Origin of the sequence: Pseudomonas cavernae (assembly GCF_003595175.1) — a bacterium.
Taxonomy (GTDB): domain Bacteria; phylum Pseudomonadota; class Gammaproteobacteria; order Pseudomonadales; family Pseudomonadaceae; genus Aquipseudomonas; species Aquipseudomonas cavernae.
Genome location: NZ_CP032419.1, coordinates 4,279,070 through 4,290,957 on the forward strand (window position 1 = coordinate 4,279,070; position 11,888 = coordinate 4,290,957).

Genomic DNA, 11,888 nt, shown 5'->3' on the forward strand with positions numbered 1-11,888 from the left:
GGGCCGCCAGCGCGGCCCCGTTCGCCTCTTCGCCATGAAGCTCAATCCCGCGCAACTCGGCAAACACCTGCAAGCCAGCCTGGCCCCGGTCTATGTGGTCAGCGGCGACGAACCGCTGCTGTGCCAGGAGGCCGCCGACGCCATCCGCGCCGCCTGCCGCAGTCAGGGCTTCAGTGAGCGCCAGGTCTTCAACGCCGAAGCCAACTTCGATTGGGGCCTGCTCTACGAGGCCGGCGCCAGCCTCTCGCTGTTCGCCGAGAAACGCCTGCTGGAACTGCGCATCCCCAATGGCAAGCCCGGCGACAAGGGCACCGCCGCCCTGCTGGAATACCTGGCGCGGCCGCCGGAAGACACCCTGCTGCTGATCAGCCTGCCGAAGCTCGATGGCAGCGCGCAGAAGACCAAGTGGGCCAAGGCACTGATCGAGGGGCCGCAGACGCAGTTCGTGCAGGTCTGGCCGATCGAGGTCGCGCAACTGCCGCAGTGGATCCGCCAGCGTCTGGCCCAGGCCGGCCTGGCCGCCACTCAGGAGGCCGTCGAGCTGATCGCCGCGCGGGTCGAGGGTAACCTGCTGGCCGCCGCCCAGGAGATCGAGAAGCTCAAGCTGCTCGCCGAAGGCGGCCAGATCGACGCCAGCACGGTCCAGGCGGTGGTCGCCGACAGCGCCCGCTTCGATGTGTTCGGCCTGATCGACGCGGCCCTCAACGGCGAGGCCGCCCACGCCCTGCGCACCCTCGAAGGATTGCGCGGCGAAGGGGTGGAAACCGCGGTGATCCTCTGGGCCCTGGCCCGCGAGTTGCGCCTGCTGGCCGGCCTGGCCCAGCAGCATGGCCAAGGCGTGCCACTGGACAAGGCCTTCGCCGCCGCACGCCCGCCGGTCTGGGACAAGCGCCGGCCACTCCTCGGCAAGGCCCTGCAACGCCACAGCGCCGCGCGCTGGGGGCAACTGCTGCAGGACGCCCAGCAGATCGACGCGCAAATCAAGGGCCAGGCCGCCGGCGATCCCTGGACCAGCCTCAGCCGCTTGACCCTGCTGCTGGCCGGCAAGCGCCTGACGCTGCCCAACGCCTAGACCCCGCCCTGGACTTTTCCGCCCGCCCGGCCGATGATCCGCGCGCCGGCGCCCCGCTGGCTCCGCATGAGGAATGTCCATGGCGAAGAAATCCGCCCACGGCCCGAACAAGGCCAAAGCCCTGATCGCCCAACCACTGTTTCGCTGTCGCCAGCAGCGCGCGAAAAAAGGCAAAGGCAGCTACCACCGCGAAGCCTCCCACTGGGAGGCTTCGTCGCTTCTGGCGGCCTGAAGCGCCGTGCGGCGGCCGCAGCTCCAGCCCGCCGTGGTAAGGTGGCCGCTGGCAACAACGCTGTGAGATTTCTTCATGCTGAAACAGCCCTTGCGCGGCCTGAGCTGCGCCGCCCTGAGCCTGCCCCTGAGTTTGCTCGCCGCCTGCGCCGAAGCGCCGGCCCAGACCGTCATCCCACCGACTGCTTCGGCCAACGCCAGCGCCCAGAGCAAGCCGCAGGCCAGCCTCCAACCGACCGCCCCGCTTCCGGCCCAGAGCTTTGCCGCCTGGCGCGACCAGTTGCGCCAGGAAGCCGTGCGCGCCGGCATCAGCGCCAGCCTGTTCGACCGCGCCTTTGCCGGCGTCACCCTCGACCCGTCGGTGGTCGCCGCCGATAGCAGCCAGCCGGAATTCACCCGCCCGGTGTGGGCATACCTCGACAGCGCCGTGTCGCCGGCCCGTATTGCCCGTGGCCAGGCGCTGATCGCGCAGAACCAGAACACCTTCATGCAGATCCAGCAGCGCTATGGCGTGCCGGAAGAAGTGCTGGTGGCGATCTGGGGCATGGAAAGCGCCTTCGGCAGCCACATCGGCAACCACAACGTGATCCGTTCGCTCGCCACCCTGGCCTACGAAGGCCGCCGCCAGGCGTTCTGGCGCGAACAGCTGCTGGCCGCCCTGCAGATCCTCCAGCATGGCGATATCAACCCCGAGCGGCTGATCGGCTCCTGGGCTGGCGCCATGGGCCAGACCCAGTTCATGCCGACCACCTACAACCAGCACGCGGTGGACTTCGACGGCGACGGCCGCCGCGACCTGTGGAACTCCTCGGCCGATGCCCTGGCTTCCGCCGCCCACTACCTGAGCAATTCCGGCTGGCAAGCCGGCCAGCCCTGGGGGTTCGAGGTGCGCCTGCCGAGCGGCTTCGACTACAGCCTGGCCGATCCCGACAACCGCCGCAGCCTGGCCGAATGGGCCGCACTGGGGGTCAAGCCGCTCGGCGGCGCCCTCGCGCCGACGTCGGCCGGTGAATCCGCCACCCTGCTGCTGCCCGCCGGCCACCGCGGCCCGGCCTTCCTCCTGCTGAACAACTTCCGCAGCATCCTGCGCTACAACAACTCCTCATCCTACGCCCTGGCGGTCGGCCTGCTGTCCGACGGCTTGCGCGGCGGCAGCGGCCAAGTGCAGGCCGCCTGGCCGCGCGACGACCGCCAACTGGGCCGCAGCGAGCGCATCGAACTGCAGGAACGCCTGAGCCAGCAGGGCTTCGAGCCCGGCGCCGCCGACGGTATCATCGGCGCCAACACGCGCAAGGCCGTGCGTGCCCTTCAGCAGCGCCTCGGCGAACCCGCCGACGGCTACCCGAGCCTGGAATTGCTCGAGCAACTGCGCGCCAAGCGCTGATCGATCGGCAATAAAAAGGGCGGCCCGCGGGTCGCCCTTTTTTATTGCCGCCATGCCTCAGCTTTTGACGCCATGCGCCTGCTGGTCGGCATGGTAGGAGGAACGCACCAGCGGCCCGGAGGCGACGTGCTTGAAGCCCATCTTCGCGCCTTCCTCGGCGAACCAGGCGAAGGTGTCCGGATGGACGAAGCGCTGCACCGGCAGGTGGCTACGCGACGGCTGCAGGTACTGGCCGAGGGTGAGCATGTCGATGTCGTGCTCGCGCATGCGCTGCATGACCTCGATGACTTCCTCGTCGGTCTCGCCGAGGCCGAGCATCAAGCCGGACTTGGTCGGCACGTGCGGCACGCGCTTCTTGAAGTTCTCCAGCAGGTCCAGCGACCACTCGAAGTCCGAACCCGGGCGCGCGGCCTTGTACAGGCGCGGCACGGTTTCCAGATTGTGGTTGAACACATCCGGCGGCTCCTGCTCGGTGATCGCCAGGGCCACGTCCATGCGCCCGCGGTAGTCCGGCACCAGGGTTTCCAGCTGGACGCCCGGCGACAGCTTGCGGATCTCGCGCAGGCAGTCGACGAAGTGCTGGGCGCCGCCGTCGCGCAGGTCGTCGCGGTCCACCGAGGTAATCACCACGTACTTCAGGCGCAGGTCGGCGATGGCCACCGCGAGGTTCTTCGGCTCGTCCAGATCCAGCGGCTTCGGCCGGCCGTGGCCGACGTCGCAGAACGGGCAACGGCGGGTGCAGATGTCGCCCATGATCATGAAGGTGGCCGTACCGCCGGAGAAGCATTCACCGAGGTTCGGGCAGGAGGCTTCCTCGCAGACGCTGTGCAGCTTGTGCTTACGCAGCAGCTGCTTGATGCGGTCGACCTCCGGGGACACCGGAATGCGCACGCGGATCCAGTCCGGCTTCTTCGGCAGCTCTTCGGTGGGCAGGATCTTCACCGGAATGCGCGCGACCTTCTCGGCCCCGCGCAGCTTGACGCCGGCTTCCACTTTGGCCGGTTTGCCGGCGCTTTCCACAGTACTCATCAGTATTCGAGTCCGCCCGCGAGGGTCTTCTGTTCAGCGTAATCGAGGTGGTGGACAAGCTGCGCACGCAGTCGGGCACTCACCTCGGCGATCTCTCTCGGCCCGACCAGATCGCGCAACTGGGTCATGGCCATGTCCGCATACCCGCAGGGGTTGATGCGCCGAAAGGGTTCCAGGTCCATGTCCACGTTCAGGGCCAGGCCATGGAAGGAGCGACCGTTGCGGATGCGCAGGCCGAGTGAGGCGATCTTCGCCCCGTCCACATACACACCCGGCGCATCGGCCTTGGCCAGCGCCGTGACGCCGTAGTCGGCCAGCGTGGCGATGATGCTGCGCTCGATGCGGCTGACCAGCTCGCGCACGCCGAGGCCGCCGCGGCGCACATCCAGCAGCAGGTAAGCGACCAGCTGGCCGGGACCATGGTAGGTCACTTGGCCGCCACGATCGACCTGCACCACCGGAATATCTCCGGGAAACAGCAGGTGCTCGGCCTTGCCGGCCTGGCCCTGGGTAAACACCGGCAGGTGCTGCAACAACCAGACCTCGTCCGGGGTATCCGCTCCGCGCTGGCTGGTGAATCGCTGCATCGCCTGCCAGGTCGGCTCGTAAGGCACCAGGCCGAGCTCGCGAAAGCCCAGCACCAGGCCGCTCATCAAAGCACCATGTGCACGCGGCCGGTGGCGCGCAGGTCGCTGTTCAGGGCTTCCAGCTGTTCGATGCCGGTGGCGGTGATCAACAGCTGCACGGTCTGGTAGCGGCCATTGCGGCTGTCGCGCAGCACCAGGGTGCCAGTATCGAGGTCCGGCGCATGGCGCTGGAGGATCTCGATGACCAGCGCGACGAAACCTTCGCCGGCGTCACCGATCACCTTGATCGGGTAGCGCTCGCAGGGGAATTCGATGGTGATGTTTTGGATATCGGTATCGGTCATGGCGGCGAACTCGTGATCCGCGGAGCCAGTACCCCTCCGGCCGCTTTTGGAGGCCAGGGGGGCGCTAGTCAGCAACTCGGGTGAACAGACTTCAGTTGAACAGGCCGTAGAAGAACAGGCGGATGCTATCCCACAGACGACGGAACAGGCCACCCTCGTCGACGTTCTGCAGCGCAATCAGGTCGGCGCTCTTGACCACTTGGTCGCCCATCTTGACCTCGACCTTGCCGATCACGTCGCCCTGCTTGATCGGCGCGATCAGTTGCGGGTTCATGCTCATGCTGGCCGCCAGGTTCTTCAGCTGGCCCTTGGGCATGCTCAGGGTCAGGTCCTCGGCCAGGCCGGCCTTGATCTGCCGCTCGGCGCCCTTCCACACCGGCGCTTGCGCCAGTTCGGTGCCTTTCTGGTAGAAGGTGCGGGTTTCGAAGAAGCGGAAGCCGTAGGTCAGCAGCTTCTGGGTTTCGGCGGCGCGCGCTTGTTCGCTGTTGGTGCCGAAGACCACGGCGATCAGGCGCATGTTGTCACGCACGGCCGACGCCACCAGGCAGTAACCGGCCTCGTCGGTGTGCCCGGTCTTCAGGCCGTCGACGGTCTTGTCACGCCACAGCAGCAGGTTGCGGTTGGGCTGCTTGATGTTGTTCCAGAGGAACTCTTTCTGCGAATAGATGGCGTAGTGCGCCGGATCTTCATAGATGATCGCGCGGGCCAGACGGGCCATGTCGTGGGCCGTGGAGTAGTGCTCCGGGTCCGGCAGGCCGGTGGCGTTCATGAAGTGGCTGCCGGCCATGCCGAGGGTGCCCGCGGTGGTGTTCATCATGTCGGCGAAGGCATCTTCGCTGCCGGCGATGTGCTCGGCGACCGCGACGCTGGCGTCGTTGCCGGACTGGATGATGATGCCGTGCAGCAGATCGCCGAGGGTCACCTGGGTGCCGACCTGGATGAACATGCGTGAGCCGCCGGTGCGCCAGGCGTGCTCGCTGACGGTGACCTGGTCGCTCTCGCCGATCTGGCCCTTGCGGATTTCCAGGGTGGCGATGTAGGCGGTCATCAGCTTGGTCAGGCTGGCCGGCGGCAGACGTTGGTCACCGTTGTTTTCCACCAGCACGTTGCCGCTGGCGGCATCCATCAGCACATAGGCTTTGGCCGCCAACTGCGGCGCCGCCGGCATCGCCTGCTCGGCAGCCCAGGCGGTGGGCGTGAGGATCAACAAGGCTGGCAGCAGCAGGCGTTTGGCAAAGGTGGTGATGTTCATCCGTCTCTCTGTGATTCTCAAATGTAAAAGCGTGCCCAGGCGGGCAAGGTCGGGTCAGCCGTCACTCCGGCTTGACCAAGGTCGGCTGGCCGAGCTTGGCCAGTCGCACACTGTCTTGAAGTTGCAGGGCCTCATCCTGAGTGCCGATCGGCCCCAGGCGCACCCGATGCAGGATTTGCTGGTTGCGCACCACCGAGCTGATAAACACCGGCGCACTCACCGTCCCGCTCAGCTTGGCCTTGAGGAGCTCGGCAGCGTCCGGATTGGCGAAGGCTGCCACTTGGAGATACAGGCCAGAGGCTCCGACTGAAGCGTTTTTTTTTGCGTCGATCTGCACCGGCACGACGGCCGCGGCATGCTGCTGCGGCGGCGGCGTGTACTGCTCGATCGGCGCGCTGGCGACCTGCGCCACCGGCTGCGGCTGCACCTGAACCCGCTGCGGCTGTGCCAGCACCATCGGCACCGGCTTGCCCTGCTGGGCCCACCACTGATGTGGATCGATGCCCTCGACCTTGACCCGCGCGGTGCCGACTTCGGCGTAACCGAGCTTCTTCGCCGCGGCGAAGGACAGGTCGATGATGCGGTCGGAATAGAACGGCCCGCGGTCGTTGACCCGCAGGATCACGCTCTTGCCATTGTCCAAGTTGGTGACCCGCACGTAACTGGGCAGCGGCAACGTCTTGTGCGCCGCACTCATGCCGTAGAGGTCGTATTTCTCGCCGTTGGCGGTGGCCTGGCCGTGGAACTTGGTGCCGTACCAGGAGGCGGTGCCGACCGCCTTGTAGCTGCGCGCGTCGTTCAGCGGGTAGTAAGTCTGCCCCAACACGGTGTAGGCGTTGGCCTTGTAGGCGCCGTAATGCGGCATCGGCACGGCATCGGGAATCCGTGACACGTCGACCTCCCACCAGGGCGCGCCGTCCCGGTGCGGGCGGTTGTAATCGACCGGACCGGACAGCCCGCCGCCCGCCGGCAGCGGCTGCGGCGCCTGGCTGGTCGAGCAGCTGGCCAGCAGCAGCGCCAGGGCGCCGTAAGCCGCCAATCGGGTCGGCAATGCTTGCATCACTTGCTGCTCCGTGCTTTCACCAGTGCCTCGGACAGTTGATAGACCGCCATGGCGTACATCGCGCTGCGATTATAACGAGTGATTACATAAAAGTTCGGCAAACCCAGCCAGTACTCCGCCCCGGCCTCACCTTCCAGACGGAAGGCGGTGACCGCCAGCTCATCGCGCAGCGCTTCATGGCTGGCCCAGCCGAGGGCGCGCAGCTCGCCGACCGTCTTCAGCGGATCCAGGCCCGGGCTCAGGCCCGAATCGGCCTGCTCGCCGCTGACCTTGGCGGTACTGACCACTGGCTCGCCGGTCACCCAGCCATGGCGCTTGAAGTAGCTGGCGACGCTGCCGATGGCATCGTCCGGATCGCTCCAGATGTTGATGTGGCCATCGCCGTCGAAGTCCACCGCGTAGGCGCGGAAGCTGCTCGGCATGAATTGCGGCAGGCCCATGGCGCCGGCGTAGGAACCCTTCAGCGTCAGCGGATCGACCTGCTGCTCGCGGGCCAGGAGGAGGAACTGCTTGAGTTCCTTGCGGAAGAACTCGGCGCGCGGCGGATAGTCGAAGCCCAGGGTCGACAGCGCGTCTATCACCCGGAAGCCGCCGGTATTGCCGCCGTAGAAGGTCTCCACGCCGATGATGGCGACGATGACCTGCGCCGGCACCCCGTACTCGCGCTCGGCGCGGGCCAGGCTGGCCTCGTGTTCGCGCCAGAACGCCACGCCATTGGCGATGCGCTTGTCGGTGATGAAGATCGGCCGGTAGTCCTTCCACGGCTTGACCCGCTCGGCCGGGCGCGAGATGGCATCGAGAATGCTCTGCTTGCGCTCGACCTCATTGAACAGGCTGATCAGCTGTTCGCCGGCAAAACCATAATCGCGGGTCATCTCGGCGACGAACTCGGCGACCTGCGGCGAGCCCTCATAATCGGCCGCCAGCAGCGGCTGAGCCAACCCGATCATGCCCGCGAAGCCGACCCAATGTGCACTTCGAGCAGCCCAACGCCGCAGTACTCGCATTAAATTCCCCATCAAACCTGAGCGATCCATTTACGGTGCGTGTGGATCGCCATTAAAAGCCCAAACCCTGACAGCAGCGTCACCAGGTGAGTTCCGCCGTAACTAATAAAGGGCAAGGGCACCCCCACCACCGGCAACAGGCCACTGACCATGCCGATGTTCACGAATACATAGACGAAGAAGGTCATCGTCAGACTGCCGGCCAACAGCTTACCGAACAGTGTCTGGGCCTGCACTGTGATCGCCAGGCCACGCCCGATCAAGAGCAAATAAACCAGCAGCAACAAACAGATACCGACCAGGCCGAACTCTTCGCCGAGCACCGCAATGATAAAGTCCGTATGGCTTTCCGGCAAAAAATCCAGGTGCGACTGGGTGCCGAGCAGCCAGCCCTTGCCGAACACGCCGCCGGAGCCGATCGCCGCCTTCGACTGGATGATGTTCCAGCCGGTGCCCAGCGGATCGCTCTCCGGATCGAGGAAGGTCAGCACCCGCTGCTTCTGGTACGCGTGCATGACGAAGAACCACATGGCCACCGCCACCGGCACCACCGCCGCCACCGCGCCGAGAATCCAGCGCCACTGCAGGCCACCGATGAACAACACGAACATCCCGGAGGCGAGGATCAGCAACGCGGTGCCGAGGTCGGGCTGACGCACGATCAGCGCGAACGGCACGACGATCAGCGCCAGACACAGCGCAACGTGCCTGAGCTTCGGCGGCAGGCTGCGCTTGGCCAGGTACCAGGCGATGGTCGCCGGCATGAGGATCTTCATGAATTCGGCGGGCTGGAAGCGAATCACCCCGGGGATGTTGATCCAGCGCGTGGCGCCCATGGCGTTGTGGCCCATCACCTCGACCACCACCAGCAGGCCGACGCCGATCACATAGCCGAGCGGCACCCAGCGCGCCAGGAAGCGCGGCTCGAACTGGGCGATGACGATCATGCCGAGGATGCCGAGGCCGAAGGACGAGGCCTGCTTGATCAGCAGGTCCCAGTTCTTGCCGCTGGCCGAATACAACACGAACAGGCTGCCGGCGGCGAGGATCAACAGCAGCAGCAACAGCGGGCCGTCGATGTGCAGGCGTTGCAGCAGGCTCGAGCGGCGGCGCAGCACGTCCTCGCTGGACAGGGTGCGGTCGAAGTTGCTGTTCATCGGCTGGCACTCATATTGTCGGCGTCCGGCTGCGGCAGGCGGTATTCGGGTTTCAGCTGGCCGTCCGTGCCGAGCAGCCAGGCGTCCATCACCTGCTTGACCACCGGCGCGGCGACCCCGGAGCCGGACTCGCCGTTCTCGACCATCACCGCGACGGCGATTTTCGGGTTGTCCGCCGGCGCGAAGCCGATGAACAGCGCATGGTCGCGATGGCGTTCCTGCACCTTGGAGCGGTCGTACTTCTCGCCCTGCTTGATCGCCACCACCTGTGCGGTACCGCTCTTGCCGGCGATCCGGTAGACCGCCGAGTCGCCGACCTTGCGCGCGGTGCCGCGGGCGCCGTGCATCACCTGTTCCATGCCGTTGCGGCCGTAATCCCAGAATTTCGGATCATGCAGGATGATGTCCGGCAGCGGATTGGGGTCGACCGGCGGCTGGCCTTCGATGGTCTTGGCCAGGTGCGGGCGAATCCACTTGCCGTGGTTGGCCACCAGCGCGGTGGCCTGCGCCAGCTGCAGCGGCGTGGCCTGCATGTAGCCCTGGCCGATACCGAGAATCAGCGTCTCGCCGGGGAACCAGGGCTGGCGATAGCGGCCGCGCTTCCAGTCGCGCGACGGCATCAAGCCGGCGGATTCCTCGAACATGTCCAGCGACACCCGCTGGCCGAAGCCGAAACGGCTCATGTAGCTATGCAGGCGGTCGATGCCCATCTTGTGCGCGAGGTCGTAAAAGTAGGTGTCGTTGGAACGCATGATGGCCATTTCCAGATTCACCCAGCCATCGCCGGTGCGGTTCCAGTTGCGGTACTTGTGCTCGTAATTGGGCAGCTGATAGAAGCCCGGATCGAACACCCGCGAGGCCGGGGTCACCACCCCGGCATCCAGGCCGGAGATCGCCACCATCGGCTTGACCGTCGAGCCCGGCGGGTAAAGACCGCGCAACACCCGGTTGAACAGTGGCCGGTCGATGGAATCGCGCAACCCGGAATAGGCCTTGAAGCTGATGCCGGTGACGAACAGATTGGGGTCGAAGCTCGGCTGGCTGACCATCGCCAGCACTTCGCCGCTGTTCGGATCGAGCGCCACCACCGCGCCGCGGCGGCCGCCGAGGGCCTGTTCGGCGGCCCCCTGCAGCTGGACGTCGAGGCCCAGGACCAGGTCGTCGCCGGGAATCGGGTCGGTGCGCTTGAGCACCCGCAGCACGCGGCCGCGGGCGTTGGTTTCCACTTCCTCGTAACCGACCTTGCCGTGCAACTGGTCCTCGTAGAAGCGCTCGATACCGGTCTTGCCGATATGGTGGGTGCCGCTGTAGTTGACCGGATCGAGGACCTTGAGCTCCGCTTCGTTGATCCGCCCGACATAGCCGACCGAGTGGGCGAAGTGCTCGCCCTGCGGGTAATGGCGCACCAATTGGGCGACCACCTCGACCCCCGGCAGGCGGAACTGATTGACCGCGACGCGGGCGATCTGCTCCTCGGACAGCTCGAACAGGATCGGCACCGGCTCGAACGGCCGCCGCCCCTGCTTCATGCGCTTCTCGAACAGCGCGCGATCCTCCGGGGGCAGCTGCAGCACTTCGACTATCACATCGAGCACCTGGCGCCAGTCGCCGGCGCGCTCGCGGGTGACGCTGAGGCTGAAGCTCGGGCGGTTGTCGGCAATCACCACGCCGTTGCGGTCGAAGATCAGCCCGCGGGTCGGCGGAATCGGCTGGACATGGACGCGGTTGTTCTCCGACAGTGTCGAGTGGTACTCGTACTGGATCACCTGCAGGTAGTACTGGCGGGCGATCAGCACGACCGTCAGCAGGCCCACGGCGATGGCGCCGACGATCACCCGCGCGCGCACCAGACGGGCGTCTTTCTCGTGGTCTTTGAGGTGAATCGGCTGCGGCATCGGCGACTGCGGAACTACTTGTGATAAGGGTGCCCGGACAGAACCGTCCAGGCGCGATAAATCTGCTCACCGATCAGGATGCGCACCAGCGGATGCGGCAGGGTCAGCGGCGACAACGACCAGCGCTGCTCGCTGCGCGCCTGCACCTCAGGCGCCAGGCCCTCGGGACCGCCGACCATCAGGTTGACCGTGCGTGCGTCCAGGCGCCAGCGTTCCAGCTCGACGGCCAGCTGCTCGGTGCTCCAGGGCTTGCCGCCGACCTCCAGGGTCACCACCTTCTCGCCCGGCTGCACCTTGGCCAGCATGGCCTCGCCTTCCTGGCGGATCAGCCGCGCCACATCGGCATTCTTGCCGCGGGTGTGCAGGGGGATTTCCACCAGTTCCAGCGGCAGCTCGGCGGGCAGGCGCTTGACGTATTCCCGCCAGCCCTCCTCGACCCAGCCCGGCATGCGCGAGCCGACGGCGATCAGACGCAGACGCAAGGGATGCCCTTATTCCTGTTCCGGCAGATGGTGCGCGCGGCTCTGTTCGGCACCCTGCCACAGGCGTTCGAGGTCGTAGAACTGGCGGGTGGCGACCTGCATCACGTGCACCACCACATCGCCGAGGTCGAGCAGGGCCCATTCGCCGCCGTCCAGACCTTCGCTGCCGAGCGGGCGCACGCCCTGCTCCTTGACCTTCTCCAGCACGTTGTCGGCGATGGATTTGACGTGCCGGCTGGAGGTGCCGCTGGCGATCACCATGTAATCGGTGACGCTGGTCTTGCCGCGCACATCGATGGTGGTGATTTCCGCGGCCTTGATGTCTTCCAGGGCGGCGACAGCCAGTTTGACCAGCTCTTCGCTCTGCATGGTTTTTTTGCTCATA

Annotated in this window: 13 protein-coding genes; 3 read left to right on the plus strand and 10 right to left on the minus strand. The window is 66.3% G+C overall.

The window, feature by feature from the left end; all coding sequences use genetic code 11:
• The first annotated feature begins 34 nt into the window (after window positions 1-34).
• The 3 genes from holA (at window position 35) to D3880_RS19490 (ending at window position 2,687) form a co-directional block, all read left to right on the plus strand.
• Complete coding sequence (holA, locus tag D3880_RS19480) at window positions 35-1,072, plus strand: DNA polymerase III subunit delta (RefSeq protein ID WP_119895069.1); 1,038 nt, start codon at window positions 35-37, stop codon at window positions 1,070-1,072.
• 79 nt (window positions 1,073-1,151) lie between these two features.
• Complete coding sequence (gene arfA / locus D3880_RS19485) at window positions 1,152-1,304, plus strand: alternative ribosome rescue factor ArfA (protein WP_119895070.1); 153 nt, start codon at window positions 1,152-1,154, stop codon at window positions 1,302-1,304.
• A 75-nt stretch (window positions 1,305-1,379) separates the two neighbouring features.
• Window positions 1,380-2,687, plus strand: a complete 1,308-nt coding sequence (locus D3880_RS19490) for a lytic murein transglycosylase (protein WP_119895071.1) — start codon at window positions 1,380-1,382, stop codon at window positions 2,685-2,687.
• A gap of 57 nt (window positions 2,688-2,744) precedes the next feature.
• On the opposite strand, the gene lipA is transcribed toward D3880_RS19490, so the two are convergent.
• The 10 genes from lipA to rsfS form a co-directional block, all read right to left on the minus strand.
• A complete protein-coding gene (gene lipA, locus D3880_RS19495) occupies window positions 2,745-3,716 on the minus strand; it encodes a lipoyl synthase (RefSeq protein WP_119895072.1) in 972 nt (323 codons plus the stop codon).
• Window positions 3,716-4,369 (minus strand): lipoyl(octanoyl) transferase LipB, encoded by a 654-nt coding sequence (lipB, locus tag D3880_RS19500; RefSeq protein WP_119895073.1) that lies wholly within the window; start codon window positions 4,367-4,369, stop codon window positions 3,716-3,718. Before lipB ends, lipA begins: the two co-directional genes overlap by 1 nt.
• Window positions 4,369-4,647 (minus strand): DUF493 domain-containing protein, encoded by a 279-nt coding sequence (locus tag D3880_RS19505; protein WP_119895074.1) that lies wholly within the window; start codon window positions 4,645-4,647, stop codon window positions 4,369-4,371. Before D3880_RS19505 ends, lipB begins: the two co-directional genes overlap by 1 nt.
• 91 nt (window positions 4,648-4,738) lie before the next feature.
• Complete coding sequence (locus D3880_RS19510; RefSeq protein WP_119895075.1) at window positions 4,739-5,899, minus strand: D-alanyl-D-alanine carboxypeptidase family protein; 1,161 nt, start codon at window positions 5,897-5,899, stop codon at window positions 4,739-4,741.
• A gap of 61 nt (window positions 5,900-5,960) precedes the next feature.
• On the minus strand, window positions 5,961-6,959 hold the full coding sequence (locus D3880_RS19515) for a septal ring lytic transglycosylase RlpA family protein (RefSeq protein ID WP_119895076.1): 999 nt from the start codon (window positions 6,957-6,959) through the stop codon (window positions 5,961-5,963).
• A complete protein-coding gene (gene mltB / locus D3880_RS19520; RefSeq protein WP_119895077.1) occupies window positions 6,959-7,969 on the minus strand; it encodes a lytic murein transglycosylase B in 1,011 nt (336 codons plus the stop codon). Before mltB ends, D3880_RS19515 begins: the two co-directional genes overlap by 1 nt.
• A gap of 11 nt (window positions 7,970-7,980) precedes the next feature.
• Window positions 7,981-9,084 (minus strand): rod shape-determining protein RodA, encoded by a 1,104-nt coding sequence (gene rodA / locus D3880_RS19525; RefSeq protein ID WP_177412203.1) that lies wholly within the window; start codon window positions 9,082-9,084, stop codon window positions 7,981-7,983.
• 38 nt (window positions 9,085-9,122) lie between these two features.
• On the minus strand, window positions 9,123-11,021 hold the full coding sequence (gene mrdA, locus D3880_RS19530) for a penicillin-binding protein 2 (protein ID WP_119895079.1): 1,899 nt from the start codon (window positions 11,019-11,021) through the stop codon (window positions 9,123-9,125).
• Between the two features lie 14 nt (window positions 11,022-11,035).
• The gene (rlmH, locus tag D3880_RS19535; RefSeq protein ID WP_119895080.1) at window positions 11,036-11,503 is read right to left on the minus strand and encodes a 23S rRNA (pseudouridine(1915)-N(3))-methyltransferase RlmH; all 468 of its coding nucleotides are present in this window, start codon (window positions 11,501-11,503) and stop codon (window positions 11,036-11,038) included.
• Window positions 11,504-11,512: 9 nt separating this feature from the next.
• On the minus strand, window positions 11,513-11,872 hold the full coding sequence (rsfS, locus tag D3880_RS19540; protein ID WP_119895790.1) for a ribosome silencing factor: 360 nt from the start codon (window positions 11,870-11,872) through the stop codon (window positions 11,513-11,515).
• Window positions 11,873-11,888: the final 16 nt, after the last annotated feature.

Coding starts and splice junctions, on each gene's coding strand:
- holA (WP_119895069.1), top strand. CDS start 35: ATGAAGCTCAATCCCGCGCAACTCGGCAAACACCTGCAAGCCAGCCTG.
- arfA (WP_119895070.1), top strand. CDS start 1,152: ATGGCGAAGAAATCCGCCCACGGCCCGAACAAGGCCAAAGCCCTGATC.
- D3880_RS19490 (WP_119895071.1), top strand. CDS start 1,380: ATGCTGAAACAGCCCTTGCGCGGCCTGAGCTGCGCCGCCCTGAGCCTG.
- lipA (WP_119895072.1), bottom strand. CDS start 3,716: ATGAGTACTGTGGAAAGCGCCGGCAAACCGGCCAAAGTGGAAGCCGGC.
- lipB (WP_119895073.1), bottom strand. CDS start 4,369: ATGAGCGGCCTGGTGCTGGGCTTTCGCGAGCTCGGCCTGGTGCCTTAC.
- D3880_RS19505 (WP_119895074.1), bottom strand. CDS start 4,647: ATGACCGATACCGATATCCAAAACATCACCATCGAATTCCCCTGCGAG.
- D3880_RS19510 (WP_119895075.1), bottom strand. CDS start 5,899: ATGAACATCACCACCTTTGCCAAACGCCTGCTGCTGCCAGCCTTGTTG.
- D3880_RS19515 (WP_119895076.1), bottom strand. CDS start 6,959: ATGCAAGCATTGCCGACCCGATTGGCGGCTTACGGCGCCCTGGCGCTG.
- mltB (WP_119895077.1), bottom strand. CDS start 7,969: ATGCGAGTACTGCGGCGTTGGGCTGCTCGAAGTGCACATTGGGTCGGC.
- mrdA (WP_119895079.1), bottom strand. CDS start 11,021: ATGCCGCAGCCGATTCACCTCAAAGACCACGAGAAAGACGCCCGTCTG.
- rsfS (WP_119895790.1), bottom strand. CDS start 11,872: ATGCAGAGCGAAGAGCTGGTCAAACTGGCTGTCGCCGCCCTGGAAGAC.